Raw genomic sequence first — 26852 nt, 5'->3', positions numbered from 1 at the left:
GCCGCGCAAGCGCGCCGGACACGAAACGACAAGGATGAATCGTTAGACATGTCTTTCAACCATTACTACCAGAGCGAGCTCACTGCCCTGCGCCAGCTGGGCAAGCGTTTCGCCGAGCGCAGCCCGGCGCTGGCGCCGTTCCTCGGGCAGGCCGGGCGCGATCCGGATGTCGAGCGGCTGCTCGAAGGCTTCGCGTTTCTCACCGGGCGGCTGCGGCAGAAGCTCGATGACGAGCTGCCGGAGCTGACTCACTCGCTGATGCATCTGCTGTGGCCGAATTACATGCGCCCGCTGCCTGCGTTCAGCATGCTGCAGTTCGATCCGCTGAAGCGCCCCGGCCCGGCGCTGACGGTGCCGCGCAATACGCCGGTGGAATCCAATCCGGTGCAGGGCGTCAGCTGCTGCTTTCGTACCGCCTACGCCACCGAGGTGCTGCCTCTGGCGCTGCAGGCGCTGGAGTATTCGGTCAAGGGCACCGGTGCGCTGCTCAGCCTGCGCCTGCAGATGAGCGCCGATGGCCATCTCGGCGAGATCGGCCTCAGTCATCTGCGCCTGCACCTGGCGGGCGAGCCCTACATCAGTCAACTGCTCTACCTCAGCCTTTTGCGCCACTTGGGTGGCATCGAGCTGGTGCCGCTGGACGACCAGGGCAAACCGTTGACCGGCTCCGATGGCCGGCCGCTGACGCCCTTGCAGCTCAACGCCAAGCAGGTCGAGCCGGTGGGATTCGCCGAGGATGAGGCGCTGATCCCCTACCCGCTCAATACATTCCGCGGCTATCGCTACCTGCAGGAATATTTCGCCTTCCCGGACAAATTTCTCTTCGTCGACCTCAAGGGTCTGGAGGTCATCCAGCGCATCCCCGAGGATTTGCTCAAGCAGGCCCGCGGCCTGGAGCTGCGCTTCGACATTCACAAGGCCGGCGTGCAGCGCATACGTCCGACGCTGGAAAACGTGTGCCTGTACTGCACGCCGGTGGTCAACCTGTTCCCGCACGATGCCATCCCGATCCGCCTGGACGGCAAGCAGGACCAGTACCTGCTGTTACCCGCCGAGTACGATTCGCAGCAGTGCGGTGTGTTCTCGGTGGATCGGGTGACCGGCTGGAAACCCGGCGGCATGGGCTACGAGGAATACGTGCCGTTCGAATCCTTCGAGCACGACGCCAGCTTCGATGTGCCGGTGGCGCGGCCGCATTACAGCGTGCGCCAGCAACCTTCGCTGCTCGGAGAAGGACAGGAAACCTGGCTCAGCTTCGGACTGCGCAACCTCGACCAGCACGAGACGCTGTCCATCGAGCTGACCTGTACCAACCAGAACCTGCCGCGCCAGCTGAAGCTCGGCGACATCTGCAAGCCCTGCGAAGACACGCCGGAATTCCTCAGCTTCCGCAACATCTCGGCGGTCACCCCGAGCTACGCGCCGCCGCTGCAGCGTGACTATCTGTGGAAGCTGATCAGCAACATGTCGCTGAACTACCTGTCGCTGGCCAACGTCGAGGCGCTCAAGGTGATCCTCGAGACCTACGACCTGCCGCGCTATTACGACAAGCACGCCGAGAACGTCAGCCGGCGGCGCCTCGGCGGCCTGACTCACATCGCCCACCAGCACGTCGATCGCCTGCATCGCGGGCTGCCGGTGCGCGGCGTACGTACCGAACTGACCATGAACCAGGACGGCTTCATCGGTGAGGGCGACCTGTTCCTCTTCGCCTCGGTGCTCAACGAATTCTTCGCCCTCTACGCCAGCCTCAACTCGTATCACGAGCTGCGCGTGCAGAGCACACAGGGAGAGGTGTACCAATGGACGCCGCGCATGGGTCAGCAACCGCTGCTCTGAGACCGCTCAACCGCGGCATCCGCGAGTACAGCCTGTTCCAGGGCGTGCTGCTGGTGCTCGATCGCCTGCGCCAGCTCAACCCTGGCCTGGACGAAGAGTCGCTCTACGAGCGCCTGGAGTTCCAGGCCAACCCGAGCCTGGGCTTTCCCGGCAGTGATATCGAGCAGGTGCAGTTCTTCCAGGAGCACGGCGAGTGGCGCGCGCGCCTGCGCATCAACCTGGTCAGCCTGTTCGGCGCCGGCTCGCCGCTACCGGCCTTCTACGGTGAACAGGCACTTGGCGACAGCGAGGACGGTAACCCGACCCGCGACTTTCTCGACCTGTTCAACAACCGCCTGCAGCGCCTGCTGTTGCCGATCTGGCAGAAATACCGCTACCGGGCCCGCTTCACCAGCGGCGCCCATGACCCTTTCTCGGAGCAGCTGTTCGCTCTGGTCGGACTCAGCGGCGAGGCCATCCGCAACGCGCCGGAGCTGAACTGGAAGCGCCTGCTGCCCTATCTCGGCCTGCTCAGCCTGCGCGCGCACTCGGCGGCATTGATCGAATCGGTGCTGCGCTACTACTTCAAGCACGCCGAGCTGAACATCGAACAATGCCTGGAGCGCCAGGTGGAAATCCTCGGCGAACAACGCAACCGCCTCAGCCAGGCCAACAGCCAGCTGGGCGAGAGCCTGGTGCTCGGCGAGCGGGTCCGCGACCGCGGCGGCAAGTTCCGCATCCATATCCGCCAGCTGGACTGGAATCGCTTCCACGAATTCCTGCCCATCGGCAGCGGCTACCAGCCGCTCTGTGCGCTGGTGCGCTTCACCCTGCGCGATCCGCTGGATTACGACCTGCGCCTGGAGCTTCGCCCGGACGAGATCCGTGAACTGCGCATCGGCGCCGACAACAACTGCCGCCTCGGCTGGACCAGCTGGCTCGGACGCGAATGCGCCGACGGCCTGGTCACTCTCGGCAGCCAGGCCCATTAAGGAAGATGAAAAATGATCAATGTCGATCTGCAACAGCTGGTACAGGCGCTGGACGCCGAGACCAAGCACGATCTGGAAGGCGCCGCCGAACGCTGCGTGGTACGTGGCGGCAGCAAGATTCTCGTCGAGGATCTGCTGTTCGGCCTGCTCGAGCGTCCCGATGGATTGCTCAAGCGAGCCTTGCTGGATGCCGAGGTGGACGCCGGCGCACTGGCGCAGGCGCTGCAACCGCGAGGTGAGCACAGCGAGTCGCGCAACCCGGTCTTTTCCACCGAGCTGGTGCAATGGCTGCAGGATGCCCTGCTGGTGGCCAGCCTGGAACTCGGCCAGAGTCAGATCGACCAGGCCGCGCTGATTCTCGCGCTGCTGCGCAATCCGCTGCGCTATGCCGGCAGTCATTACCAGCCATCGCTGGCCCGGCTGGATGCCGAGCGCCTGCGCGAGTTCGCCCTCAGCCAGCAGCCGCAGACTGCGAACGGCAAGCCGGCAGCCAGTGGCGAATCCAATTTGGCGCGCTTTACCCACAACTTCACCCAGCAGGCCCGCGACGGCAAGCTCGATCCGGTGCTCTGCCGCGACTCGGCGATCCGCCAGATGATCGACATCCTTGCCCGGCGGCGGAAGAACAATCCGATCGTGGTAGGCGAGGCCGGGGTCGGCAAGACTGCCATCGTCGAAGGCCTGGCACTGCGCATCGCCGCCGGCGAAGTGCCGGCGGCACTCAAGGGCGTCGAGCTGCTGTGCCTCGACCTCGGCCTGCTGCAGGCCGGCGCCAGCGTGAAGGGCGAATTCGAACGCCGTCTGCAGGGCGTGATCGACGAGGTGAAAGGCTCGCCCAAGCCGATCATCCTGTTCATCGATGAGGCGCACACGCTGATCGGCGCCGGTGGCCAGGCCGGCAGTGGCGATGCGGCCAACCTGCTCAAGCCGGCCCTGGCACGCGGCGAGCTGCGCACCATCGCGGCGACAACCTGGAGCGAATACAAGAAATACTTCGAGAAGGACCCGGCGCTGGCCCGGCGCTTCCAGCCGGTGCAACTGCACGAGCCGAGCGTTCCGGAAGCCGTCACCATCCTGCGCGGGTTGGCGCCGGTCTATGAAAAGAGCCACGGCATCTACCTGCGCGACGATGCGGTCACGGCCGCCGCCGAACTGTCGGCACGCTACCTGGCCGGCCGGCAGCTGCCGGACAAGGCCGTCGATGTGCTGGATACCGCCTGCGCGCGGGTGCGCATCAGCCTCGCCGCCGCGCCCGAGGCGCTGGAACGTCTGCGTGGCGAAATCGCTGAAGGCGAGCGCCAGCGTGAAGCCATGCGCCGTGATCTGGCCGCCGGCCTGCCGGTCGACACGGCTGCCCTGGAGCGGCTGGAGCAACGCCTGATCGTGGCGGGGGGCGAGATCGAGCTGCTCGAATCTCGCTGGTCCAAGCAGCGCCAGCTCGCCGAGCGCCTGCTCGACCTGCGCAAGCGCACGGCCGAAGCCCGCGGCGCTGCGATCGAGGACGACGTGGCCACATCGCTCGATGAGCTGGAGGCCGAGCTGCGCGCCGTGCAGTCCGAACTCGCCGCAGCCCAGGCCGAGCAGCGACTGGTCAGCCATGAGGTCTGTCCGCGCCTGGTGGCCGAGGTGATCAGCCACTGGACCGGCGTGCCGCTGGCGCAGCTGGCCCGGGAGCACAGCACACAGGTCGCCAACTTCGCCGCTGATCTGCGCGCCCGGGTGCGCGGGCAGGAGCAGGCCGTGGAAGCGCTGGATCGTGCCATGCGCGCGGCAGCGGCCGGGTTGAACAAGCCCGACGCTCCGGTGGGCGTGTTCCTGCTGGTCGGCCCCAGCGGCGTCGGCAAGACCGAAACTGCCTTGGCCCTGGCCGACTTGCTGTACGGCGGCGAGCGCTTCCTCACCGTGATCAACATGTCCGAGTTCCAAGAGAAACACAGCGTTTCCCGCCTGATCGGCGCACCTCCGGGTTACGTCGGCTACGGCGAAGGCGGCATGCTCACCGAAGCGGCGCGGCAGAAACCCTACTCGGTGATCCTGCTCGACGAGGTGGAGAAGGCGGATCCAGACGTGATGAACGTCTTCTATCAGATCTTCGACAAGGGCGTGGCGAATGACGGCGAAGGCCGCGAGATCAACTTCCGCAACACCCTGATCCTGATGACCAGCAACCTCGCCAGCGAGCGCATCGCCAGTTTCTGCAGCGCCGGGCAGCGGCCGACGGCCGAGGACCTGGAACTGGCCATCCGTCCGCAGCTGTCGCAGCACTTCAAGCCGGCCCTGCTCGGGCGCATGCGCGTGGTGCCCTATTACCCGATCGCTGGTGAGGTGCTCGACGAGCTGGTTGCGCTCAAGCTGGCACGCTTCGGTGAGCGCCTGCAGCGTCGCCAGCTGCAGCTCAGCCACTGCCCGGCGCTGGTCACGCACCTCTCCGAGCGCTGCTGCGATAGCGACAGCGGTGCGCGCCTGATCGACCATCTGATCGAGCAGCACCTGCAACCACTGGTGGTGGACCGCCTGCTCGATGCCATGGCCAGTGGCGAGCCGCTGCAGCGGGTGCATGCCACGCTGGATGGCGACGGCGCGCTGGTCTGTGAGTTCGCCTGAGATGTCCGCAATGTTCAATCAGGTGCCACAGCCGCTGCGCTATGCCGAGGCCCTGCTGGGCCGCTTCGCCGAACTGGCGCGCGCGGCGAACGCCGACAGCCTGCTCGGTGGGCTGGTGGAAACCGCGGCGCAGCTGAGCGACTGCCAGCTCAGCCAGCTCTATCTGCTGGACGCCACCCATACCCGCCTGACGCTCTCGGCCGAGTGGCACAACGGCCTGTTGCAGCCACGCGAAGCCACCAGTCTGCCGAGCGATTATGACGGTGAGCAGCTGCTGCAATACTGCCTGTGCCAGAACCAGACCCTTTGCCTCAGCGAACTGGATAGCAGCCTGCATGCTTCGGGTTTCCTGCCGGATAGCCCGAAACCGTGGCGTAGCCTGCTCTGCCTGCCGCTGCAGGACGAGCAACAGCGCGTCGCCGGCCTGCTGCTCACGGCCAGTACCGAGTCGCGCGAGCTGCACGGTTTCAGCGGCTCGCTGGCCCAACTCGGCGCCTTCGGCCTCGCCCAGCTGCATCTGCTCCAGCGCCTGCGTTCACCCGGCAGCACCGCGCCGCCCGCCGCACCGGTCAGCCCCTGCGCCAGCGGTTACGGCCTGATCGGCGACAGCCCGCGCATGCGCACGGTCTACCAGCTGATCGGCAAGGTGCTGCACAGCCCGGTCAACGTGCTGCTCACCGGAGAAACCGGCACCGGCAAGGAACTGGTGGCGCGCGCCATCCATGACTGCGGTTTCCGCCGTAGCAAGCCCTTCATCGTGCAGAACTGCGCTTCGCTGCCTGAGCAGCTCTTGGAAAGCGAACTGTTCGGCTACCGCAAGGGCGCTTTCACCGGCGCCGACCGCGACCGCAGCGGCCTGCTCGATGCGGCGAACGGCGGCACGCTGTTTCTCGACGAAATCGGTGACATGCCATTGCTGCTGCAGGCCAAGCTGCTGCGCGTGCTGCAGGAAGGCGAAGTGCGCCCGCTGGGCTCCACCGAAACCCACAAGGTCGACGTGCGCGTCGTTGCCGCCACCCACCGTGACCTGCGCAGCCAGGTGGAGAACGGCCTGTTTCGCGAGGATCTGTTCTACCGCCTCTCGCACTTCCCCATCGAACTGCCGCCGCTGCGCGAGCGTGAAGAGGACATCCTGCGCCTGGCCCGGCATTTCGCCGACAAGGCCTGCGCCTTCCTCCAGCGCGATCTGTGTCGCTGGTCCGACGCCGCGCTCGAACGTCTGGCAGGCTATGCCTTCCCCGGCAACGTGCGGGAATTGAAGGGTCTGGTGGAGCGCGCCGTGCTGCTCTGCGAGGGCGGTGAGCTGCTGCCGGAACACTTCAACCTGCATGTCGAAGCGAGCCTGGACAGCAGCCTGAACCTGCGCGAGCGCATGGAGCGGGTCGAACGCAGCCTGCTCATGGATTGCCTGCGCAAGAACGGCGGCAACCAGAGCCAGGCCGCCCGCGAACTAGGCCTGCCACGGCGCACGCTGCTGTATCGCATGGAACGGCTGAATATCAGCCCGGCCGATCTCTAAGGAAGGAAAGACGCCATGTTCAACCCCGCCAACCAGGCCCACTTCACGCTTTCTCTCGAAGGCATCGAGCACGACTTCAAGGTGCTCGAATTCCAGGGCCGCGAGGCCATCAGCCAGCCCTATCGCTTCGACCTGGAACTGGTCAGCGAGCGCCCCGATCTGGATCTGGAAAGCCTGCTGCATCGTCCGGCTTTCCTCACCTTCGCGCCGGATGGCAGTGGTGTTCACGGGCTGGTGCATCAGGCCGCCCAGGGTGAGTCCGGCCAGCGCCTGACCCGCTATCGGCTCACGCTAGTGCCGCAGCTGGCCTACCTTGCCCATCGCACCAACCAGCGCATCTTCCAGCACCTGAGCGTGCCGCAGATCGTCGCCCAGGTGCTCGAGGAGCATGGCATCCAGGCCGATGCCTACCGCTTCCAGCTCGGCCCGGTGATTTACCCGCCGCGCGAATATTGCGTTCAGTACGACGAATCGGACCTGCATTTCATCCAGCGTTTGTGCGAGGAAGAGGGCATCCACTATCACTTCCAGCACGGTGCGAGCGGTCATGTGCTGGTCTTCGGCGATGACCAGACCGTCTTCCCCAGGCTCGCGGCCACCGCCTATCAGCAGGACAGCGGTCTGGTCGCCGACCAGCCGGTGATCAAACGCTTCGGCCTGCGCCTGGAAACCCGCACCAGCCGCGTCACGCGCCGCGATTACGATTTCGAGAAGCCACGCCTGACCATGGAGGCCGCGTTCCACAGCGACTTCCAGCCCGACCTTGAAGATTACGATTACCCCGGCCGCTTCACCGAGCGCGCCCGCGGCAAGCACCTGTCGCAACGCACCCTGGAGCGCCACCGCCACGACTACGAACTGGCCGAAGGCGAAAGCGACCAGCCGCGGCTGGCGAGCGGGCACTTCCTTCCGCTCGGCGAACACCCCCGCAGCGACTGGAACCAGCTCTGGCTACTCAACGAAGTGCTGCACGAAGGCAAACAGCCGCAGGTGTTGGAGGAGCCCATCACCAGACATGTCGATAGCGGTGACGGCTTCGTCCAGGGCTACCGCAACCGCTTCAGCGCCACCCCCTGGGACAGCCCCTTCCGCCCGGCGCTTCGCCATCCGAAACCGAAGGTGCTCGGCAGCCAGACCGCCGTGGTCACCGGCCCCGCTGGCGAAGAGATCCACTGCGACGAGTACGGACGGGTGAAGGTCCAGTTCCACTGGGACCGTGAAGGCCAGGCCGACGACAAGACCAGCTGCTGGCTGCGCGTGTCGTCCAGCTGGGCCGGCGACCGCTACGGCGGCATCGCCATCCCGCGCGTTGGCATGGAAGTGCTGGTGACCTTTCTCGAAGGCGACCCCGACCAACCGCTGGTGACCGGCTGCCTCTACCACAAGGAGCATCAGGTCCCCTACGACCTGCCGGCGAACAAGACCCGCACGGTGTTCAAGACCCTGAGCAGCCCGGGCGGTGGCGGCTACAACGAACTGCGCATCGAAGACCGCAAGGGCGCCGAGCAGATCTACATTCACGCCCAGCGCGACTGGGACGAGAACATCGAGCACGACCAGAAGATCCGCGTCGGCCACGAACGCCACGATACGGTGGAAGCCAACAGCTATAGCGAATTCCGCGCCGAAGAACACCGCACCACCCACGCCGACCGCAAGACAGAAATCCGCGCCAACGACCACCTCACCGTCGGCAACAGCCAGCACCTGAAGATCGGCACTGGGCAATTCATCGAGGCGGGCAACGAGATCCACTACTACGCCGGCAGCAAGGTCGTCATCGACGCCGGCATGGAGCTCACCGCCTCCGGCGGCGGCAGTTTTCTCAAGCTCGACCCCAGCGGCGTGACGCTGAGCGGTGCGACGATCCGGATGAATTCGGGTGGCGCTGCCGGAAAGGGCTCGGGGCTGAAGATTCTGGCGCCGGTAATGCCATGGCTGGCAACCAGCGCCGTTGCCGGCAGCCTCACCTTGCCTGCCCTGATCAACATGTCGCGGCAACTCAAACAGGCCGCGGCCGCCAAACTGCTGTTGGTCAAGCAGTGCGGAATGCAAGCCGATGGCTCATGCCAGTTGGAGGTTTGCCCATGCGGCAAGAACGCGAGCACCGCCTGATGCAGGCTGTAGAAGAACCGGATATCGAGCGAGACGACCTCTACCTGCTGCTCGATGGTGCCGCATTACCGGCTCTGCAGATCATCTACCAGCACGACGACGAACCCCGCCTGGAGCCGCTGTACCGAGGTACGCGCCATGAGTCCATGCTGGAATGCAGCCCCGTCCTGTACAGCCTCGCGGGGCAGCATCTGATGTGGCAGAACCGGGAGCGCTGGCAATCGGCAGGGCTACTGTTGGAAAGCGCCGCAAGCATCAATGACCTGGCGAACCATTTGCGCAGCCTGCTGAGCGTCAGTCTGCCCTCCGGTGAACTGGCGTTCTGCCGATTCTACGACCCGGCCTTGAGCGAACGCTTCTTCGACAGCCTCACGCAAGAGGAGCTGAGCGCTTGGCTCGGCCCTGTCAGCGGCATCTTACTGACCACCGAGCAGAGCGAATGGCGAGGTTTCACCACAAACCAGATTTCTCCCGGCAGAACTGCTGACGACGAGGGCTGGTTTTCGATCCATCCCGAGCACCTCGCTCATTGGCAACAACAGGAGCGACAGCGCTTCAACCAGCGCCTGGTAAACCACTTCTCTGCAGACGACTTTCATGGAAAGTCGGCCTCGGAACTGGAAGTGATCGTTGATCAGCGCGTAGCGGAAGCTGAGACGCTCAGCATCAGCTCCGAGCAGCAGCTGTTCGCCTACGTTGAGTTGGCGCTGCAATTTCCTGAGGCCATCGACAGTCCTGAGATACACACCGGACTGGCCAACATGGAAGAACCTGCCGAGCACCGGCTGGCGCGAATCGAAGCCGGCTTGCTTGGACTGCATGGATAAAGCGAATGGAATACACGATACAGAGGGGCGACACCCTGACCCGGATCGCCAGCGATCACGGCACCACCGTCAGCAGCCTGCTACGCCTGAACCCGCAGATTGAAGACCCCAACCAGATCCAGGCTGGCCAGATGTTACGCATGCCTGCAACGAGCAGCCCGGCACGCCCCGGCTGCACCGCGGGTCAGATCATGCAGGACAGCCAATGCAGCGGGGCTGCATTCGACGTCGCCTTCTACTGGAACGAAGACGTGCAGAGCCGCCAGGCGATCTATGAGGCGATCTACGGACGTGAAATGCACTTCCTCCACCGCTCGTTGTTCCAGCGTAACAACGAGCATCTCAACGAGACGGTACTGCCTGGCGAGATCGTGATCATCTCCAACATGCCGCGCACCGACGCCGACCGACAACGCCTGGAAGCCCTCAGGGAACAGGCGCGGCTTGCAAGTGAAGGCATCCAACAGCTGACACCCGCCGAAGCCATGACGGTCAAGCGACACCTGGAAGTTCTGGACTACGTCTCGCTGGAAACCGTTGCATCCCACCAGAGCACCGCGCTGGGTGTACTGAGTGCCGCAGCCGGACGACAGCTAGGAGACGTAAAGAGCACGCTGGAAAAGATCAACGTCGCGTATGTCGACGAGCTGAGCCGCACCGGAAACCCCAACCGATTTTCGCCGGAGTTCTATGCGAAGCGTCAGCAGCTGTTCGGCCAGCTGAATCATTCCCTTGGCCGTCTGACCCTCTCAACTGTCAATATCCGTAATTACGACAGCATCAAGACCACGCTCGGCCTATCTACAAAATCGATCCTGCATAACGCTTCTGCGATTACTGAAAGAGGCGAGGTGCCGCAGCTTGGGCACCGGATCAATACGGTTTCAAATTGGGCGAAGGGTGCTAGCCGCTTAGGCTATTTGGGCATCGCCATCGACGGCGGCGTTCGGTTGAACAGAATCCACGACGCCTGTTCATTAGAGGATAGCGGCAGCTGCAAGCAAGTCAGCTTTAAACAAATCGGCGGGTTCGTTGGTAGCGCAAGTGTCGGAGGGATAGGCGGCTTTCTAACTGCACAAGCAGCCACAGCCATTGTTGGTGGCATTGCATTAGCTCTCGGCGTAACTGTAGGAGCACCAGTTTTACTCGTAGTGGGGTTAGCTGGTGCCGGTCTTGGCGCCTATTATGGTGGGAGTGAAGGAGGCGAACTCGGCGAAATGCTAGGCGAAGTAATTTACGAAGGGGTGCAATAAATGCCCACTGCAATCTCCCTCAAAGCAATAATGCTATATGCATTATTTTCCATATTGACACTCGGCACCGTTAACAACCTGTACGTATCTTTTTTTGCGATACATAGGTTAGATCGTTATTTTTCAAAAAAACATGATCCTAACTGGGAATCCAATAGCCCATTTGAGAGCTTATATCGGCTCCACAAATACAGCTTTCTATATTCATTTGGGATAAATCGCCCAAAAGTTAATAAGGCTATCTCGCTTTGGTTGTATTTTTCTAGCTTTAGCCTTGCCTGCATATGGGTCAGCTTAGGCCTGGCAGCAGCTGGAAAATACTTCAAAATCGGCCCACTCTCATAGCTAGGTCTTTATAAGAAACTTCCCGTAGCCAGCGCTTTAACGGATCTACATATGCATCCAGATCTAGCATACGTCTTTTTCAGTAAGCCAATATCCACGCGGTTGAGAACCAGCCGACGAGACGAGACAACCGTTCGGCAGCCAAACACTGGCGGCCGATGAACGGGCAGGGATTAAGCCTGCTGAAGTGACAAAATGACATCACAGCTGCGGGTGCAGCCCTTCCGATGATCAGAGTCACTTTCATGTCCGCCAATCGACGCTATTCCATCATCCTCGAACACACCGGCCAGGTCCTGCTGGAGCAGGCCTCGCTTGAGCAGGTCGAGGCGTTCTGGGACGCCAATGATGCCCTTTACTTCGGCCTGCGCATCGACGACGCGCTAAGCGATCACGCCACCGTGTTTGTCACCGATGAGATTCCCGAGGATGAAGACGTCGTGCCTGCCTGACGTGGCGACTCCAGGCTGGCGCTAGCGAATCCCCCACAGGTGATCGAGCGAGAGTCGGCCGGCGCCACGGCCGATCAGCAGTAGCAGCAGCGCCGCCCAGCTCAGGTGAGTCGACCAGGCGTCGGGGTAGACGAACAGCTGGATCACCAGCGTCATCAGCAGCAGTGCCAACGCCGACAGCCGCGTGAACAGGCCGAGCACCAGCAACAGCGGGAACAGGTGCTCGGCATAGGTCGCCAGATGCGCCGCGATAGACGGTGGCAGCAAAGGCAATGCGTATTCGCTGCGAAACAGCTCGAACGTGCCCGGGGTTATGTCCAGCACCCCGCTCACCTTGGTGCGCCCGGAGAGCAGGAAGATCGCCGCAATGGCCAAGCGTGCCAGCAGATTCAGCAGCGAATCGCCGAGCAGTTGCTGCAACCGCTGCGCGACCGCGTTCCATTGCTGACGCAGACGCAGCGGCAGGTTGTGCATGGCGTCCATCACGGTTTCCTCAATGTGGATTGCGTTGTCGGCATCAGCGCGGCGAACGCGCCCGCCGCCAGCAGTCGGCCGAGCAGGTCGTTGAAGTCGAGTTGCGGCTGGGCCGCTAGCGCCAGTTCCGAGGCCTGCTCCAGCGACCGGCCAGCGGCACAGGCATCGAGAAATACGCAGCCGCCGCGCTCGAGTGGCTGGCAGCCGATGCGGCCGGCGCTTCGGCTCAGCAGCGCCCCTTCACCCTGCCAGACCAGCATCGGCGACACCTCGCGCTGCTCGCGGGTGCAGCTCCAGATGCTGTACACCGGTAGCTCAGCGAACCACCGCCAGCGCAGCGCAGCGCGCGGAATAAGGGTCTGCCGGGCAAGCTGCTCCGGGCTTTGTGCCGCCAAGGCTGCGAGCGCAAGGACCGGTTGTTCCACGGCGCTGAAAACCTCGAGCCAGAGCAGGTCCAGCTGCGCGACGCCAGTCAGATAGGGAAGCGCGCGCGCCGCTTCGAAATCCTGCAGGAAGGCCGGAAAATCCTCACCGTACTCAAGCAACGGGCCACTGCGCGGTGGCATCTCGCGCGCGTACAGCGTCGCGACGGCGGCAAACCACTCCTCCCCCACCAGTCGTTCGACGGCAGGGAAACTGGCGCGCAGCGCATCGACACAGCCCTTGGCCAGCGTATTGCGGTAGACCGCGAAACCCGGCTGCCCGACCAGCGCAGCGACCTCGCCCCCCGCACTAGCTGGCGCGCCTGACAGCGCCGCGACGAAGGCGTCCTGAAATGCCGCCAGCGAGCCATTCATTGCCAGGCCCTCACTTCATCGAGCACCCGCTGGGCGCGGGTGCGCTCGGCCAGCAGCGTCTCGAAGGCCGGCAGCTTGTCGTCGCGCTCGATCAGCGTCGGGCGCGGGCCGATACGCTCGATCAGGTGCCGATAGAGCGCCCAGACCGCCGCGTCCACCGGTGCATCGTGGGAGTCGATCAGCAGCGAGGATGCGTCATCCTGGCTGTGCCCGGCCAGGTGGACCTCCATGATTGGCGCGGCGGGAAAACGCCGCAGGTAGGCGTCGGCATCGAAACCCAGGTTGTGTGCGCTGACCTGCACGTTGTTGACGTCCAGCAGCAGGCCGCAGCCGGTGCGCTGGCTGAGCTCGACGAGAAAGTCGATCTCGTCCCACTCATGTTGCTCGAAGCGCAGGTAATGGCTGGGATTCTCGATGGCGATGCGCTGCCCAAGCATCTCCTGGGTGCGCTCGATGTTTGCCGCGATTCGCCTCAATGCCGCGGTTGTCCGCGGAAATGGCAGCAGGTCGGGATGGTAGTTGCCGCGCCAGCTCGACCAGGCCAGGTGTTCGGAGATCAGCGCCGGCCGCACACGCTCGGCCAGCGCCTTGAGTCGCTGCAGGTGCGTCTCGTCCGGCGCACAGTCGGCAGCCAGCGACAGCGACACACCGTGCAGCGACAGCGGGTGCCGCGCGCCCACTGCCTCCAGCCAGTCGAGCCGCGGGCCACCGCCGACCATGTAGTTTTCCGGATGGACCTCGAACCACAGCCCGTCCGACACGCAGGCGCAGGCGTCCGTGTAATGCTCGGGTTTTAGCCCTAGTCCGGCTCCGAGAATCTGCATGGCCGGCACGCTACGCTCAGCGCTCGACCGGCGTCAGCGAGCCCATCCCCTTGGGCGTCTCGATCGAGGTGCAGGTGCCGGCGGGCACCAGTTTCCAGGCGTTGCCCTGGTAATCGCGCTTGGAACTGCCGGCGCAGCTGGTGCCGGCACCGGCCTTGCAATCGTTCTGCCCGGCCAGCGCGACGCCGTAGCATTTCTCCATGTCGCCTTTGTCGTTTTCGCCTGCCTGCGCGCCCGCGGCGATCGAAGCCAGGGCAATGGCGGCAGCCGCAAGGTTGAGAGCCTTCATGTTGGATTCTCCGCAATCGTTGAGTGGCCATCGGCGAATCTGCAGATGGCTCGTGAGGTAATTCGCTGCGTCAGTCGTGGTGGTTACAGTCAGCAAAAAATTATTTTGAGATTTCCCCGCGGCGCCCCTACCGTGACCCTGCCCGACGGGCGGCGGACATTTCGCGGTTCCACCTGTAACCAGAGCAGCCGATGGAACGAACTACCTCTCAGGAGACACTCCAGACCCGCGAGAGCGAGCTGCGCGCGTTGCTGCTGCGCGGGCTCGATGGCGATGCGAGGGCCTACCGGGCATTTCTCGACCAGCTCGGCGGCCATCTGCGCGGTTTTCTGCGCCGCCGCCTGCCGCAGTCGAGCGAGCTGGAAGACGTCCTGCAGGAAGTACTGCTGGCGGTGCACAATGCGCGGCAGACCTATCGCGCTGAGCAGCCGCTGACGGTCTGGGTGCAGGCGATCTGTCGCTACAAGCTGGCCGACCACTACCGCACCCGTGGCCGTCAGGCCGCGCAGACGGACTGGCTGGACGAGGCCGACGAGCTGCTCGCCGTACAGGACAACGCGCAGGCCGAGGCCCGACGCGACCTGGGCAAGCTGCTCCAGCAGCTGCCGCCACGCCAGCGACTACCCATCGTTCACGTCAAACTGGAGGGCCGCTCGGTGGAAGAAACGGCGCGTCTGACCGGGCTTTCCAGCTCGGCGATCAAGGTCGGCATCCATCGCGGGCTCAAGGCCCTGGCGGCGAAGATTCGAGGTGGCGCATGAAAACCGATGATTTGATTGCCCTGCTCGCCAGCGAGGTTGCGCCGGTGGACCGGCACGTCGTCGCCAAGCGCTTCGCCATGGCACTGCTGTGCGGCCTGGCCGGCGCGCTGTTGCTGATCGTGACCGCGTACGGCATTCGCGCCGACCTGGCGACCATCGCCGGGACACCACTGTTCTGGGCCAAGCTGGCACTGCCGGCGACCCTGCTCTTCGGTGCGCTGTTGCTGACCACGCGCATGGCCCGCCCCGGCACGCGGGTAGATCGCAGCTGGCTGCTGCTGGCGGCGCCGGTAGTGATCGTCTGGGTCGCCGCACTGGTGATTCTGATTACCGCCCCGGCCGACGCGCGCGTGCCGCTGCTGCTCGGCAACACCTGGCGCGAGTGCCTGGCGAACATCGCGCTGCTGTCGATCCCCGCCTTCATCGCCGCGTTCTTGGCGTTGCGCGGGCTGGCGCCGACGCGCCCGCGCCTGGCCGGCGGCGCTGCCGGCCTGCTCGCCGGTAGCATCGCGGCCCTCGCCTACAGCCTGCACTGCCCGGAGATGGCGGTGCCGTTCTGGGCGCTCTGGTACCTGCTCGGCATCTTGCTGCCCGGCGTGCTCGGTACACTCCTCGGGCCGCGCCTGCTGCGCTGGTGAGGCGCCGCAGTGCGCCCTCGTCCGGCATAATCGTCGACCCGCCCGCGGAGCCGAAGCCATGCAGATCGACGAAGAACTGACCCTGAAGAAGCTGGAAGTGTTTCTGGCCTTCATGCGCAGCGGCAATCTGGGCAAGGCCGCGGTGGAGCTGAACACCAGCAACGTCAGCGTGCACCGCGCCATCCACTCCCTGGAAAGCGCGCTGCGCTGCCCGCTGTTCAAGCACGAGGGGCGCAACCTGATCCCGCTGGAAAGCGCCTATGTGCTGGAAGAGCGCGCCCAGCAGCTGGTCAAGGACGTGCTCGAGACGGTGCGCCAGACCCGAGAGGCAGCCGGTTTCTCGGCCGAGCGCTTCAAGCTCGGCGCGCTGTATTCGCTGACGGTGAAGACCGTGCCGCAGCTGATCATGGGTCTGAAACTGCGCCGCAGCGAACTCAACATCGACCTGATCCTGGGCTCCAACGTCGACCTGCTCTACAAGCTGAAGAACATGGAGCTGGACGCCATTCTGGTGTCGCTCAACGAAAGCGTGGCCGACCCGGACTGTGCCCAGGTGCAGCTGTTTTCCGACGACATCTTCCTCGCCGCGCCAGCCGACTCGCCCTTCGCCAATCAGAGCGAGGTGGACCTCAGCGACCTGCGCGACGCCACCTTCATCACCCTGTCGCAGGGCTTCGCCACCCACCAGGACGGCAACCGGGTGTTCCAGCTGGCGGGCTTCGAGCCGAAGGTGGCGATGCAGGTGAACGACATCTTCACCCTGCTCAGCATGGTCAATTCCGGGGTCGGCTATGCGCTGTTGCCGGGGCGCGTGGGAATGGTCTACGAATCGCGGGTGCGGCTGATCCCACTACAGGCGCGTTATCACCTGCAGCAGCATATCGGCGTGGTGTTCCTCAAGGCCAAGGAACGCGACCCCAACCTGCTGGCGCTGCTCGCCGAATGCCGGATGTACAGCTTGAAACATCCGAGCTGAAGCGGTGCAGGGAAAATCCGCGCAGCGGCTTTCCACGCGTCGGCATATGGCCAGACGGGCTGGGATGATCGTCGCAGCAGTGGTGGAAGAGGCTTTGCCGTGTTCCACCCTACGGCCGACTGCGTTATGCGACGGCTGTTTGCCCGGACGCGACCGGAGCCGGCCGGCCCAGGCTTTGCGCCACCACGTCACCGACCATGTCCGCGGTGATCGCGCTCAGCGTCCAGCCCAGGTGCCCGTGGCCGGTGTTGTAGAACACGCAGGGCGAACTGCCACGGCCGACCTTGGGCATCATGTTCGGCATCATCGGCCGCAGGCCGGCCCAGGGCACTACGCTGCGGGTGTTCACACCGGGGAAGCACTGGTTGACCCAGTCCACCAGCGGGCGGATGCGATCGGCACGGATGTCGCGGTTGTAGCCGTTGAACTCGGCGGTGCCGGCGACGCGGAAGCGGTCGTCGCCGAGGCGGCTGCTGACCAGCTTGGTTTCATCGTCGAGCAGGCTGACGATGGGTGCCGAGGCACGGCTGACTTCGTCGGCCAGGTTGACCGTGATCGAGTAGCCCTTGACCGGATAGATGTTCACCCGGTCGCCGAGCTGCGCGGCGAGATCACGGCTGGCGGTGCCGGCGCAGATCACCAGGCCGTCGAACTCCAGCCGCTCGCCACCGGCAACGCCGCCCAGCGTCACGGTAGCGCGCTTGCCGTCAGTGGCCACCGCCTGCACGTCCTCGCCATACAGGCAGCGCACGCCGAGCCGCTCGATCGCCGTGGCCAGGCCATGGGTGAACTTGTGGATGTCTCCGGTGGAATCGCACTCGGTGAAATAGCCGCCGTAGTAGGTGCCGGCCAGGGTCGGTTCGATGGCGCGCATCTCTTCCGGCGTCACGCTGCGCCGCGGCAGGCCGCCTTCGGCAAGCAGGCGCGAGACCAGCCCGGCATGCTCGAAACCGGCCTTGTCACGGTAGATGTGCAGGATGCCCTTCTTCTTCAGGTCGAAGTCGATGCCTTCGGCTTCTGCCCAGGCGAACAGGTGCTCGCGCGCGGCGATGGCCAGGCGTGCGGTTTCGATGGTGTTCTGCCGGTAATTTGGGATCGAGCCGATGAACTCGGCGAACCAGGAGAGCTTGTGCCAGCTGGGCTTGGGATTGACCAGCAGCGGCGCATCGCTCTTGAGCATCCACTTGAGGCCCTTGACGATGGTCGACCAGTGGTTCCAGACCTCGGCATTGGAGGCCGATAGCTGGCCGCCGTTGGCGAACGAGGTTTCCATCGCCGCGTAGCGGTGCTTTTCCAGCAGGGTGACCGAGAAGCCGCGCTTGGCCAGGGCATAGGCGGTGGTGACGCCGGTGATACCGCCACCGATGACTGCGATTGTTTTCATTGTTGTCGCTCCAGAACGTCAGGGGGTCATAGCCCGTGCGCCCAACGCGCGGCGGGCGCCCCCTCTGTTCTGGACCTGAGAGATTCACGAGCGCGTGACGGCTCGCTTGCTCCTTCGGTGCGCCCGGCGACGAAAACCGGGCGGCTCTTCAGAGTGTCAGCAGTGATAGCGGTCCTTTTGCCTGAGAGTTTCCGGGGCGGTTGCTCCTTCGGCGCTGCCATGCGGCAGTCTCTCCCGCAATCACATCGATTCGTGTCAGCGCCGGTTGCGGCATTCTGTCGCGATTCGAAGCCTACCCTGCCAGAAAACGCGACCGCTGTAACCCCCACATTCGGATGACGCGGACGGGAGGCTCTCGCCGCCCGTGAAGCATTCCGCTGAACAGGGGGCTTGCCTTGAGCGGCCGGATCGGGCCCGACCGCTCATGAGCGCAGCGGTCAGCCAAGCAGCCCGCGCATGACGAAGAACAGCAGCGACGGGCCAAGCAGGCAGCCCAGTGCGGTATAGAACGCCGCGGTCAGGCAGCCGTACGGAACCAGCTTCGGATCGGTGGCCGCCAGGCCGCCGGCCACGCCGCTGGAGGTGCCGATCAGGCCGCCGAAGATCACCGCCGAGCGCGGGTTGTTCAGCCCGATGTAAGGCGCGACGAAGGGCGTGGCGACCATCACCACGATCGCCTTGACCAGCCCCGCGGCGATGGACAGCGCCATCACTTCCGAGCTGGCGCCGATCGCTGCGCCGGTGACCGGGCCGACGATGTAGGTCACAGCGCCCGTGCCGATGGTGGTCAGGCTGACCGCATCGGTGTAGCCGAACGCAAACGCAACTGCCACGCCCGCCACGAACGAGGCGAGCACGCCGATGAACAGCGCGAGCACGCCGACCATCCCGGCCCGCTTGAGCTCGTCGACACTGACGCCGAAGCCGGTAGCGACGATGGCAAAGTCACGCAGCATGGCGCCGCCAAGCAGGCCGATGCCGGAGAACAGCGCGATATCCACCAGGCCCTTCTGTCCGCCGGTTACCACGCCGCCGATGTACGACAGCAAGAGGCCGATGAGGATGGCCACCGCCGAGCCATGCAGGCGGCCCTTGGTGAGCTTGTCCGACAGCCAGTAGGAGATCCACATGGTCGCGCCGATGATGGCGAAGCCGCTGATCAGGCCGTAGCCAGTGATCACTTTCATGAGCGATTCATACATGGCCGTTACCCCCGTCCACTACTGGTGAGCGGCTTGGCTGGTTCAGCCGGCAGTGTCGGGTCGGCCTCAAGCTTTTTTCGGCCAATCCGGTCCAGTACCGGAACCAGCATGAAGGCCAGCGCGACGGCAGCGACGCCGGCGAGGATCGCCATCGGGCCGCCCGCCAGGGCGCCGTAGACGTTCTGCTGCGCGGCCATGGCGACCACGATGGGGATGTACACGGCGCTCCAGAACTTGATGCCCTGCTCGGACTCCGGATTGAACAGACCGCGTTTTTTCAGATAGCTGCCGATGAGGATCAGCAGCACCATGGCGATACCCACGCCGCCGACGTTTGCCGGTACGCCCAGCAGCTTGCCCAGCAGCTCGCCGGCGAAAATGCCGGTGAGGGTACACAAGGCCAGGAAGGCCACACCAAAGATGATCATTGTTCTTGTCCTTTTTGGTTGCGCCGCCTGCAGAGGGCTTGGCGCGTGTTGTCGAGGTAGTTGTTTTTATCCATCGATCAGCCGCGAGTAAGGCTTGCTCGCGCTGAATGTGCACGCGGTCTATCGGCTCTGGCTGCCCTCCTGACGCAGCAAGGCGTCCAGTGTGTCGAGCCGGGCGCCGTCGAATGCGGCCAGCGTACCCTGTTCGAAAACCCGTCGTGCCAGGCCGGTCAGTACCGAGCCCGGGGGCAGTTCGATATGCAGACGCACGCCGCGTTCGTAGGCGGTGCGCAGGGTGCCGTGCCAGTCGACGACGCGGCACATGTTGAAGGCCAGGTCGTCGCGCAGACGCTCGATATCGAATATCGGGCGTGCGGACGAGCTGCTCAGATAGCGAACTTGCGGAGCGCGCAGGCTGACGGCGGCGAAGGCTTCGGCCAGCTGCCGCGCCGGCTGCTCGAGCAGCACGCAATGCGACGGCACGCTCATCGCCAGGCGCCGCGCACAGGAGGCGCCGAGGGCCTTGGCGCGGGCGGCGACCGCGGCCATGGCGGCGTCGCTGCCGGCGATGACGAGCTGGTTGTCGGCGTTGATATTGGCCAGGTAGGCGGGCTCCGCGGCCTCCGTCAGCAGGCCCTCGACAGTGCCCAGCGACAGGCCGAGGATGGCGGTCATGCCGTAGCCGTGCGGGTACGCCCGCTGCATCAGCTCGCCACGCAGCGCAACCAGTCGCACCGCATCGCGATAGTCCAGCGCCCCGGCGACCACCGCCGCGGCATAGGCGCCGATGGACAGCCCGGCGACATAGTCCGGCCGCTGGCCATCGCGCATCAGCAGCCGCGCTCCGGCGACACCGGCGATCAGCAGGCAAAGCTGCACGGCACGGGTCGATTGCAACGCGTCGGCCGAATCAAGCAGCAGCGCATCCTCACCCAGCACCGCACTGGCCTGCGTCAGGCATTCGTGCACTTCGGGCTCCTGCGGCAGGCGCTGGAGCATGCCGGGTTTCTGCGCGCCCTGGCCGGGAAAGGCGAACAGGCTGCTCATGCCGCACGCCCCGCTTGCCAGGGATCGCCGACCAGCCGGGGGCCATCCGCGGTCTTGACCAGCACCCGCGCGCCGTCACCGGCCCATTCCCTGAGCGCCACACCGCCCAGCGGGGTCTCCAGCTGCAGGTCGACGCGGCAGGCGCGGCGTTCCAGCAGCTGCAGCAACGGGCGCGCCTCGCTGCGTGGCAGCGGATGCTCGGTTCTGAGCAGCAGATCGAGATCGCTGTCTGGATGCGCCGTCGGCAGTCCGGTGGCGAGCTGAAAGCCCGCCGAGCCGGTGACGCCCCATACATACCCCAGCGCATCGAGCAACGGGCGTAGCTCGGCCAGCACGCGGAACACCGGCAGATCCTCACTGGCCTGACGAGCGAGCAGATCTTCCGGCGCCAGCCGATGACCAATCTCCTCAACCGGCATCAGCGCGGCCAGGCGTTGATCACGCGTCGCCCCGCGCAACCCGACCGCCACCTGCCCAGGCGCGATGACGGCACGCCGCACCACCACCGGCTGGCCAGCCGCGAGCACAGCGACCGCCCAGGCGGGCGCATCGGCCGGCAGTTGCTCGGGACGCATGCCCCAGAGCAGGTCGTGGGGGCGGGGAGTGTCGTGCATCTACAGCCTCCTCGTGATTGTTGTTGTCGAGTCGCTGATGGGTTCGGCGGATACTGTCGCTCAGGTGTTCGCTACCACTGCGCGCGCAACAGCTCGCGCACCCGCGACGACGCCTCGCGGTTCGGCGCACCGAGTCGGCCGCGCAGGTCGCTGCTGCTGCCGATGTCCGCCACGGCCTTGTCCAGGCAGTCGCGCACCCGCTGCAGGTCGTCCGCCGAGGGCTGCTCGATGCTGTCCACCGAGAGGGTTTCCCAGAGCAGGCCGAGGGTCGCGTAGTTGTCGATGTCGTAGGCCATCGGCGGCACCGATTCGGCCAGCGCTTCCAGCTCCTCGACGCTGCGCAGGGTGATGCGCGCCGCGGCGGCCTTGCCCATGGCATGCACCATCACGCCCGGATCGCGCAGGGCGATGATCCGCTGGGCCTGATAACCGTGGGCGAGAAAGGCGCCGGACATGGCCTTGCCCACCAGCAACGCGATCACCGGATGCCCGGCCAGCCGCGCACGGGCATAGCCGTCCACGGCGCCGGCTAGCGCCTGGTGAATGCCCAGCGCCTCCTCGCGGCGGCCATAGGCCTGGCTCGGCACGTCGACCACCGCAACCACCACACGCTTGTCCGCCTTGTCGCGATCGGCGGCGATCACCTCGTCCAGCGCCTGGCCCAGCGCCCAGCCTTCGAGCAGGCCGACCTCGCCGTTGCGCGCGCGCGAGAAGGGATTCTCGGCATCCGGCACCACGGCGATATAGCGGGCGGCGCGCTCACCGAGCGTGCCATCGACCACCTTTACCGAGGCCGGATAACCTGCCAGTACCTGACCGCCGGCCAGGGCTTGCAACCAGTTCAGTCCACGGCTCATTGGGCATCTCCTTCGTAGAGGGCACGCACGGCGGCAGCATCGAGCTGCGTGCGGGTATCGACGTCCGCCAGCCGCTGGAGAAACCAGGCGTGGCGACGGCTGCGCGGCTGCACCGGCTTGCCGAGTGCGAACAGCTCGTGCAGCTGCGCGCGGATCGCATCGGTGTCGTCGGCGACATAGGCGTCCACCAGACCCGAGGCGTAGCGCTGCTCGCCGCCGGTCAGGCTCCAGATGAACGGACGGTCACGCGAGTCGTACTCATCGAGCCCGGCTTCCTGTTCGATCACCTGCGGACCGTTGAGACCGACGCGGGCCTCACGGGTGACGACCAGGTAGCTGCACAGCCCGGCGGCGATGGACATGCCGCCGAAGCAGCCGACGGAACCGGCGACCACGCCGATCACCGGCTGGTAGTCGCGCAGCTCGACGATGGCCGCCTGGATCTCGGCGATGGCGGCCAGGCCCAGGTTGGCTTCCTGCAGACGCACGCCACCGGTTTCCAGCAGGAGCACGGCGCGGGTCGGGATGCCCTTGCGGTTGTCTTCGGCAGCCAGTTCCAGCGCACCGGCAATCTTCGCGCCGCCGACCTCGCCCATGCTGCCGCCCTGGAAGGCGCCTTCGATGGCGGCGATCACCGCCGGCTGGCCGTCTATGGTGCCTTTGGCCACCACCACGCCGTCGTCGGCCTGGGTGACGATGCCCTGCTTGGGCAGCCAGGGCGAGCTGACGCGATCGAACGGGTCGAGCAGTTCGCGGAAGCTGCCTTCGTCCAGCAGTGCGCGGGCACGCTGGCGGGCACCGAGTTCGACGAAGCTGCGCGACGCGAGTAAACGGGCCACGGTGTTAGCGGACACATCAGTCATGGCCGACCTCCTCCAGTCCCTGCTCCAGGCGCAGACGCACTACGCCGGGTGTGGCCCCAAAATCGTGAATATCGATGTTCAGTGCTGGCAGGTTCTGCTCGCGGAACATCCGCTCGAACAGTTGCTGCCAGCGCTGCTCGGCGCCGTTGACCGAGGTGACCACCTGGATCGCCAGCTTGCCGGCCTGACCGGGTTCCAGCAGCACTTCCAGATCGCCCGAGCCGACCACGCCGACCAGGGCCTTGCCGCGGGCGGGTTGCCCGGCGGCGAATTCGAAAGACAGGGTTTCCATGTTCAGTTGCTCCCAGTCGGCGCCGGCGCATGCGGCGCCAGACGGTCGAGGAAAAGGGTGGAGGCCAGGAGGTCGGCGGCGCCCCCCGGCGAGGCGTTGAGGGCGAGCATGTCGCGATCGAGCAGGCGCAGCTGGCGACGACCGGCGAGGGTTGCGGCACCACCGGCTTCGAGCACGGCGCGGGCACCGGCCTGCATGCGGGTCAGCCCTTCAAGACCGGCGCGATGCAGCACGCAGGTGTCGGTCAGGCTGCTCATGATCGCCAGCAGTGCATCGAGCCTGGCGTTCTGCTCGCCGGCGCCGGCGCGGCGACTGGCCAGCAGCTGCGGCAAGCCGTGCTCGATGACCGCGGGAAAGCCGTGCTGCGCCTGTTCGCGGGCGCCGAGCACGCCGTAGCGACGGCAGACCCGCGCGCCGTGACTGTCCGGGTTGTGCGGCGCGGCCGGGTCGTCCAGCCGCGCCAGGGCGGCCGCGCTGGCGGCGATCCCGCCGGCCGAAGCGCCGCTTTCCAGCATGGCCGCCGCGCTGAGCAGCCCCAGCGCCCAGATCGCGCCGCGATGGGTGTTGACCCCGGCGGTGACGCGCAGCATCTCCGCTTCGCCGTCGCGGCCCAGCTGGCCGAGGGTTTCACGCAGCGCCTGGCTGACCCGACCTTCGCACCGCGCGGCATCGGCCATGGCGGCGAACGCCGGCCACAGCGACTGCGCCGAGGCGTGCATCAGCCCCAGGTGCAGATCGCTGTGCGCGCCACTACCGCGTCGGTCGACCAGCCCCGGCTTGGGCGACAGGTCGGCCTCATCGACCAGCGCCTGCACCGCCAGATCGGCCAGGCGCTCGGCCGCGGTCGGCGCCTGTCGTGCAATGAGTGCGCTCATCACCAGCTCCTGAACTTGGCAGGCGGGTTGTAGAGGCCGCCGGACCACTCCACCAGCTCGGCGATGCTCTTAGCAGCGAGCAGTTCGCGGGTGGCGTCGTTGCGGCGGATGCCGAGGTCTTCCGGCAGGGCGATCAGCCCTTCGCGGCGCATGCGCTCGGTGTCCTTCGGGTTGTGCCGCAGGCCGATACTGGTGACGCCGGCCACCGCGGCGATCATCGCCTGGCGTTCCTCCAGCGAGCGGGCCTTGTACAGGTAGGCGATGCCTTCCTCGGTGAGCAGGTGGGTGACGTCGTCGCCGTAGATCATGATCGGCGCCAGCGGCATGCCGCTCTTCTTCGCCACCTCCACCGCGTCGAGCTGCTTGACGAAGGTGGGTTTGCCGCCTTCCTGGAAGGTCTCGACCATCTGCACCACGAGCTTCTTGCCGCGCTCGAGCATGGTCACCGGGGCCTCGCCGCCGGGCATGGCCATGTCCAGCCAGGCCGGGGTCGGATGGCGGCGACCGCGTGGGTCGTGGCCCATGTTCGGCGCGCCGCCGAAACCGGCCAGACGCCCACGGGTGACGGTGGAGGAATGGCCGTCGCCATCAACCTGCAGGGTGGCGCCGATGAACAGGTCCACGGCGTATTGCCCGGCCAGCTGGCACATCATGCGATTGGAGCGCATGGAGCCGTCGCGCCCGGTGAAGAACACGTCCGGGCGCTGGGCGATGTAGTTCTCCATGCCCAGCTCGGTGCCGAAGCAATGCACGCTCTCGACCCAGCCAGTCTCGATCGCCGGGATCAGCGTCGGGTGCGGGTTGAGCGTCCAGTTGCGGCAGATCTTGCCTTTCAGGCCGAGGGATTCGCCGTAGGTCGGCAGGATCAGCTCGATGGCCGCGGTGTTGAAACCGATGCCGTGGTTGAGCGACTGCACGTTGTGTTTTTCGTAGATGCCGCGGATCGCCATCATCGCCATCAGCACGTGCACCGGCTTGATATGGCGCGGGTCGCGGGTGAACAGCGGCTCGATGTAGAAGGGCTTGTCCGCCACCACGACGAAATCGACCCAGCTCGCCGGGATGTCCACGCGCGGCAGTTCGTCGACGATCTCGTTGACCTGGACGATGACGATGCCGTCGCTGAAGGCGGTCGGCTCGACCAGCGCCGGGGTGTCTTCGGTGCTGGGGCCGGTGTAGATGTTGCCGTGGCGATCGGCCTGGAAGCCGGCCACCAGCGCGACGTTGGGGATCAGGTCCACCAAGAGGCGCGAGTAGAGTTCGATGTAGGTGTGGATGGCGCCGACTTCCAGCAGGCCGTCCTCGAGCAGCTGGCTGATGCGCAGGCTCTGCGGGCCGGCGAAGGAAAAGTCGAGCTTGCGCGCGATCTGCCGCTCGAACAGATCCAGATGCTCGGCGCGGCTGACGCTCGGCATGATCATGTGCAGGTCGTGCAGCTTGCCGGGGTCGGCCTTGGCCAGGGAGCGGGAGAGGAAGTCCGCCTGCTTCTGGTTGTTGCCCTCGAGCACCACCCGGTCGCCAGGGGCGATCAAGAGTTCCAGGGCCTCGACGATCCGCTCGCTGGGCAGTACCACGCCATCGGCGAGGCTCTGCACCTGATCGAGACGACGGGCTTTTTCAGCGCGACGACGCGACCACTGCGGCGGTGGGGAGATTGTTGTTGTCATGGCGACTCCACAGTTTTTCCGCTTGTGGAGCGCACAGTAGGGACGTGACCGAAGGGTCATCAATCAAGCAGCAGGCGCGACCGTTACGCTTGGGTTAACGATATGTCTGAACGGGCGGTTTGCTGGGGATGCAGCAGGCGCGGCGCATTGCGTGCCACGCCTTCTGGAGCCGATTACTTGTCGCGATCGATATTGAACGGCGACCAGGCCTGACGCGTCGGCATCACTTCCAGACGGTTGATGTTGATGTGATCCGGCAGGGTGGCGACGTAGAAGATCTGCTCGGCGATGTCCTCGGCGGTCAGCGGCGTGGTGCCGCGGTAGAGCCGGTCGCTGGCGTCCTGATCGCCCTTGGTGCGGACCAGGGTGAATTCGGTCTCGGCCATGCCCGGGGCGATGTCGGTGACGCGCACGCCGGTGCCGAGCAAGTCGCAGCGCAGGTTGTAGCCGAACTGCTCGACGAAGGCCTTGGTCGCACCGTAGACGTGGCCGCCCGGATACGGCCAGTGGCCGGCCACCGAGCCGATGTTGACGATGCTGGCACCCTTGCCGGTGGCGATCAGCGTCGGCAGCAGCGCGTGGGTGACGTTGACCAGGCCGGTGATGTTGGTATCGATCATGGTGTGCCAGTCAGCGAGGTCGACCTGCTGCGCCGGCTGCGGCGCCAGCGCCAGGCCGGCGTTGTTGACCAGGCAATCGATCTGGCGGAATTCGGCCGGCAGCTGCGCCACCACCTCCTGCACCGCGCCGGCCTGGCGCACGTCGAGCGTGGCGATATGCACCGGCACCTTCGCCGACAGCTCGCCCTTCAGTTCTTCCAGACGCTCGCTGCGCCGCCCGGTGAGCACCAGCGCCCAGGCGGCCTCGGCGAAGCGGCGGGCGGTGGCACGGCCGAAGCCGGAGGTGGCGCCGGTGATGAATACGATCTTCTGTTTCATG

26 protein-coding genes and 1 riboswitch are annotated in these 26852 nt (G+C 65.5%); of the genes, 11 read left to right on the top strand and 15 right to left on the bottom strand.

The annotated features are described in order from the left end of the window. The first annotated feature begins 48 nt into the window (after window positions 1–48). From tssF to LW136_RS00585, 8 genes are all read left to right on the top strand, one after another. Complete coding sequence (gene tssF / locus LW136_RS00620; protein WP_234174415.1) at window positions 49–1839, top strand: type VI secretion system baseplate subunit TssF; 1791 nt, start codon at window positions 49–51, stop codon at window positions 1837–1839. After that, entirely contained in the window at window positions 1803–2810 is a 1008-nt protein-coding gene (gene tssG, locus LW136_RS00615; protein ID WP_234174414.1) for a type VI secretion system baseplate subunit TssG, read from the top strand. The genes tssF and tssG overlap by 37 nt, the downstream gene beginning before the upstream one ends. A 12-nt stretch (window positions 2811–2822) precedes the next feature. After that, window positions 2823–5414, top strand: coding sequence for a type VI secretion system ATPase TssH (gene tssH / locus LW136_RS00610; RefSeq protein ID WP_234174413.1), 2592 nt, complete (start codon window positions 2823–2825; stop codon window positions 5412–5414). A 10-nt stretch (window positions 5415–5424) separates the two neighbouring features. After that, complete coding sequence (locus LW136_RS00605) at window positions 5425–6933, top strand: sigma-54 interaction domain-containing protein (RefSeq protein WP_102820033.1); 1509 nt, start codon at window positions 5425–5427, stop codon at window positions 6931–6933. Between the two features lie 15 nt (window positions 6934–6948). Beyond that, window positions 6949–9048, top strand: coding sequence for a type VI secretion system Vgr family protein (locus LW136_RS00600; protein WP_234174412.1), 2100 nt, complete (start codon window positions 6949–6951; stop codon window positions 9046–9048). Continuing rightward, window positions 9021–9875, top strand: a complete 855-nt coding sequence (locus LW136_RS00595) for a DUF4123 domain-containing protein (RefSeq protein ID WP_234174411.1) — start codon at window positions 9021–9023, stop codon at window positions 9873–9875. The genes LW136_RS00600 and LW136_RS00595 overlap by 28 nt, the downstream gene beginning before the upstream one ends. Before the next feature lie 5 nt (window positions 9876–9880). Further along, window positions 9881–11128, top strand: coding sequence for a LysM peptidoglycan-binding domain-containing protein (locus tag LW136_RS00590; RefSeq protein ID WP_102820036.1), 1248 nt, complete (start codon window positions 9881–9883; stop codon window positions 11126–11128). A 590-nt stretch (window positions 11129–11718) separates the two neighbouring features. After that, a complete protein-coding gene (locus tag LW136_RS00585; protein WP_015275145.1) occupies window positions 11719–11925 on the top strand; it encodes a hypothetical protein in 207 nt (68 codons plus the stop codon). 21 nt (window positions 11926–11946) lie between these two features. On the opposite strand, the gene LW136_RS00580 is transcribed toward LW136_RS00585, so the two are convergent. From LW136_RS00580 to LW136_RS00565, 4 genes are read right to left on the bottom strand one after another with little or no spacing between them, the layout of a single operon-like run. Beyond that, a complete protein-coding gene (locus LW136_RS00580; RefSeq protein WP_234174410.1) occupies window positions 11947–12408 on the bottom strand; it encodes a DoxX family protein in 462 nt (153 codons plus the stop codon). Next, the gene (locus LW136_RS00575; RefSeq protein ID WP_234174409.1) at window positions 12408–13196 is read right to left on the bottom strand and encodes an HvfC/BufC N-terminal domain-containing protein; all 789 of its coding nucleotides are present in this window, start codon (window positions 13194–13196) and stop codon (window positions 12408–12410) included. The genes LW136_RS00580 and LW136_RS00575 overlap by 1 nt, the downstream gene beginning before the upstream one ends. Next, the gene (gene bufB, locus LW136_RS00570) at window positions 13193–14020 is read right to left on the bottom strand and encodes an MNIO family bufferin maturase (protein ID WP_234174408.1); all 828 of its coding nucleotides are present in this window, start codon (window positions 14018–14020) and stop codon (window positions 13193–13195) included. The genes LW136_RS00575 and bufB overlap by 4 nt, the downstream gene beginning before the upstream one ends. Window positions 14021–14036: 16 nt before the next feature. Further along, the gene (locus LW136_RS00565) at window positions 14037–14309 is read right to left on the bottom strand and encodes a BufA1 family periplasmic bufferin-type metallophore (protein ID WP_014818595.1); all 273 of its coding nucleotides are present in this window, start codon (window positions 14307–14309) and stop codon (window positions 14037–14039) included. A gap of 191 nt (window positions 14310–14500) precedes the next feature. On the opposite strand from LW136_RS00565, the gene LW136_RS00560 reads away from it, so the two are divergent. Genes LW136_RS00560 through LW136_RS00550 form a run of 3 tightly spaced genes read left to right on the top strand, consistent with a single transcriptional unit; the run spans window position 14501 to window position 16684 of the window. After that, window positions 14501–15070, top strand: a complete 570-nt coding sequence (locus LW136_RS00560) for a sigma-70 family RNA polymerase sigma factor (RefSeq protein WP_234174407.1) — start codon at window positions 14501–14503, stop codon at window positions 15068–15070. Continuing rightward, window positions 15067–15708 carry a DUF1109 domain-containing protein gene (locus LW136_RS00555; RefSeq protein ID WP_234174406.1) on the top strand — a complete coding sequence of 214 codons (642 nt, stop codon included), beginning with the start codon at window positions 15067–15069 and terminating at the stop codon, window positions 15706–15708. The genes LW136_RS00560 and LW136_RS00555 overlap by 4 nt, the downstream gene beginning before the upstream one ends. A 58-nt stretch (window positions 15709–15766) precedes the next feature. Beyond that, window positions 15767–16684, top strand: a complete 918-nt coding sequence (locus LW136_RS00550) for a LysR family transcriptional regulator (RefSeq protein WP_003303887.1) — start codon at window positions 15767–15769, stop codon at window positions 16682–16684. 124 nt (window positions 16685–16808) lie between these two features. Here the strand turns inward: LW136_RS00550 and LW136_RS00545 are convergent, their stop codons facing one another. The 11 genes from LW136_RS00545 to LW136_RS00495 form a co-directional block, all read right to left on the bottom strand. Further along, on the bottom strand, window positions 16809–18068 hold the full coding sequence (locus LW136_RS00545) for a D-amino acid dehydrogenase (protein WP_023444063.1): 1260 nt from the start codon (window positions 18066–18068) through the stop codon (window positions 16809–16811). 159 nt (window positions 18069–18227) lie between these two features. After that, window positions 18228–18315, bottom strand: a riboswitch (glycine riboswitch). Window positions 18316–18505: 190 nt separating this feature from the next. Next, complete coding sequence (gene madM, locus LW136_RS00540; RefSeq protein WP_058065382.1) at window positions 18506–19270, bottom strand: malonate transporter subunit MadM; 765 nt, start codon at window positions 19268–19270, stop codon at window positions 18506–18508. Window positions 19271–19275: 5 nt separating this feature from the next. Next, entirely contained in the window at window positions 19276–19698 is a 423-nt protein-coding gene (madL, locus tag LW136_RS00535) for a malonate transporter subunit MadL (protein ID WP_234174405.1), read from the bottom strand. 120 nt (window positions 19699–19818) lie between these two features. Further along, on the bottom strand, window positions 19819–20745 hold the full coding sequence (gene mdcH, locus LW136_RS00530; protein WP_234174404.1) for a malonate decarboxylase subunit epsilon: 927 nt from the start codon (window positions 20743–20745) through the stop codon (window positions 19819–19821). Beyond that, window positions 20742–21359, bottom strand: coding sequence for a malonate decarboxylase holo-ACP synthase (locus tag LW136_RS00525; RefSeq protein WP_046617406.1), 618 nt, complete (start codon window positions 21357–21359; stop codon window positions 20742–20744). The genes mdcH and LW136_RS00525 overlap by 4 nt, the downstream gene beginning before the upstream one ends. Before the next feature lie 71 nt (window positions 21360–21430). Continuing rightward, window positions 21431–22216, bottom strand: a complete 786-nt coding sequence (mdcE, locus tag LW136_RS00520) for a biotin-independent malonate decarboxylase subunit gamma (RefSeq protein ID WP_046617405.1) — start codon at window positions 22214–22216, stop codon at window positions 21431–21433. Next, on the bottom strand, window positions 22213–23079 hold the full coding sequence (locus LW136_RS00515; protein WP_046617404.1) for a biotin-independent malonate decarboxylase subunit beta: 867 nt from the start codon (window positions 23077–23079) through the stop codon (window positions 22213–22215). The genes mdcE and LW136_RS00515 overlap by 4 nt, the downstream gene beginning before the upstream one ends. Further along, entirely contained in the window at window positions 23072–23371 is a 300-nt protein-coding gene (locus tag LW136_RS00510) for a malonate decarboxylase subunit delta (protein WP_014818584.1), read from the bottom strand. The genes LW136_RS00515 and LW136_RS00510 overlap by 8 nt, the downstream gene beginning before the upstream one ends. Before the next feature lie 2 nt (window positions 23372–23373). Further along, window positions 23374–24246, bottom strand: coding sequence for a triphosphoribosyl-dephospho-CoA synthase (locus LW136_RS00505; RefSeq protein ID WP_046617403.1), 873 nt, complete (start codon window positions 24244–24246; stop codon window positions 23374–23376). Beyond that, the gene (gene mdcA, locus LW136_RS00500) at window positions 24246–25913 is read right to left on the bottom strand and encodes a malonate decarboxylase subunit alpha (protein ID WP_234174402.1); all 1668 of its coding nucleotides are present in this window, start codon (window positions 25911–25913) and stop codon (window positions 24246–24248) included. Before mdcA ends, LW136_RS00505 begins: the two co-directional genes overlap by 1 nt. Before the next feature lie 173 nt (window positions 25914–26086). Further along, a complete protein-coding gene (locus LW136_RS00495; RefSeq protein ID WP_234174401.1) occupies window positions 26087–26851 on the bottom strand; it encodes an SDR family oxidoreductase in 765 nt (254 codons plus the stop codon). Window position 26852: the final 1 nt, after the last annotated feature.

This window comes from Stutzerimonas kunmingensis (assembly GCF_021432085.1).
GTDB lineage: Bacteria > Pseudomonadota > Gammaproteobacteria > Pseudomonadales > Pseudomonadaceae > Stutzerimonas.
The sequence above is the reverse complement of the archived record's forward strand: the minus strand, read 5'-3'. Positions and strand labels throughout refer to the sequence as shown.

What these genes read in the sequence shown, in the direction of transcription:
- LW136_RS00605 (WP_102820033.1), top strand. Translation starts at nt 5,425, where the DNA reads ATGTTCAATCAGGTGCCACAGCCGCTGCGCTATGCCGAGGCCCTGCTG.
- LW136_RS00545 (WP_023444063.1), bottom strand. Translation starts at nt 18,068, where the DNA reads ATGAAAACAATCGCAGTCATCGGTGGCGGTATCACCGGCGTCACCACC.
- mdcA (WP_234174402.1), bottom strand. Translation starts at nt 25,913, where the DNA reads ATGACAACAACAATCTCCCCACCGCCGCAGTGGTCGCGTCGTCGCGCT.
- LW136_RS00495 (WP_234174401.1), bottom strand. Translation starts at nt 26,851, where the DNA reads ATGAAACAGAAGATCGTATTCATCACCGGCGCCACCTCCGGCTTCGGC.
- tssG (WP_234174414.1), top strand. Translation starts at nt 1,803, where the DNA reads ATGGACGCCGCGCATGGGTCAGCAACCGCTGCTCTGAGACCGCTCAAC.
- LW136_RS00580 (WP_234174410.1), bottom strand. Translation starts at nt 12,408, where the DNA reads ATGGACGCCATGCACAACCTGCCGCTGCGTCTGCGTCAGCAATGGAAC.
- bufB (WP_234174408.1), bottom strand. Translation starts at nt 14,020, where the DNA reads ATGCAGATTCTCGGAGCCGGACTAGGGCTAAAACCCGAGCATTACACG.
- LW136_RS00575 (WP_234174409.1), bottom strand. Translation starts at nt 13,196, where the DNA reads ATGAATGGCTCGCTGGCGGCATTTCAGGACGCCTTCGTCGCGGCGCTG.
- madM (WP_058065382.1), bottom strand. Translation starts at nt 19,270, where the DNA reads ATGTATGAATCGCTCATGAAAGTGATCACTGGCTACGGCCTGATCAGC.
- LW136_RS00560 (WP_234174407.1), top strand. Translation starts at nt 14,501, where the DNA reads ATGGAACGAACTACCTCTCAGGAGACACTCCAGACCCGCGAGAGCGAG.
- mdcE (WP_046617405.1), bottom strand. Translation starts at nt 22,216, where the DNA reads ATGAGCCGTGGACTGAACTGGTTGCAAGCCCTGGCCGGCGGTCAGGTA.
- LW136_RS00565 (WP_014818595.1), bottom strand. Translation starts at nt 14,309, where the DNA reads ATGAAGGCTCTCAACCTTGCGGCTGCCGCCATTGCCCTGGCTTCGATC.
- tssH (WP_234174413.1), top strand. Translation starts at nt 2,823, where the DNA reads ATGATCAATGTCGATCTGCAACAGCTGGTACAGGCGCTGGACGCCGAG.
- tssF (WP_234174415.1), top strand. Translation starts at nt 49, where the DNA reads ATGTCTTTCAACCATTACTACCAGAGCGAGCTCACTGCCCTGCGCCAG.
- LW136_RS00525 (WP_046617406.1), bottom strand. Translation starts at nt 21,359, where the DNA reads ATGCACGACACTCCCCGCCCCCACGACCTGCTCTGGGGCATGCGTCCC.
- LW136_RS00505 (WP_046617403.1), bottom strand. Translation starts at nt 24,246, where the DNA reads ATGAGCGCACTCATTGCACGACAGGCGCCGACCGCGGCCGAGCGCCTG.
- LW136_RS00510 (WP_014818584.1), bottom strand. Translation starts at nt 23,371, where the DNA reads ATGGAAACCCTGTCTTTCGAATTCGCCGCCGGGCAACCCGCCCGCGGC.
- LW136_RS00515 (WP_046617404.1), bottom strand. Translation starts at nt 23,079, where the DNA reads ATGACTGATGTGTCCGCTAACACCGTGGCCCGTTTACTCGCGTCGCGC.
- madL (WP_234174405.1), bottom strand. Translation starts at nt 19,698, where the DNA reads ATGATCATCTTTGGTGTGGCCTTCCTGGCCTTGTGTACCCTCACCGGC.
- LW136_RS00585 (WP_015275145.1), top strand. Translation starts at nt 11,719, where the DNA reads ATGTCCGCCAATCGACGCTATTCCATCATCCTCGAACACACCGGCCAG.
- LW136_RS00555 (WP_234174406.1), top strand. Translation starts at nt 15,067, where the DNA reads ATGAAAACCGATGATTTGATTGCCCTGCTCGCCAGCGAGGTTGCGCCG.
- LW136_RS00550 (WP_003303887.1), top strand. Translation starts at nt 15,767, where the DNA reads ATGCAGATCGACGAAGAACTGACCCTGAAGAAGCTGGAAGTGTTTCTG.
- LW136_RS00600 (WP_234174412.1), top strand. Translation starts at nt 6,949, where the DNA reads ATGTTCAACCCCGCCAACCAGGCCCACTTCACGCTTTCTCTCGAAGGC.
- LW136_RS00595 (WP_234174411.1), top strand. Translation starts at nt 9,021, where the DNA reads ATGCGGCAAGAACGCGAGCACCGCCTGATGCAGGCTGTAGAAGAACCG.
- LW136_RS00590 (WP_102820036.1), top strand. Translation starts at nt 9,881, where the DNA reads ATGGAATACACGATACAGAGGGGCGACACCCTGACCCGGATCGCCAGC.
- mdcH (WP_234174404.1), bottom strand. Translation starts at nt 20,745, where the DNA reads ATGAGCAGCCTGTTCGCCTTTCCCGGCCAGGGCGCGCAGAAACCCGGC.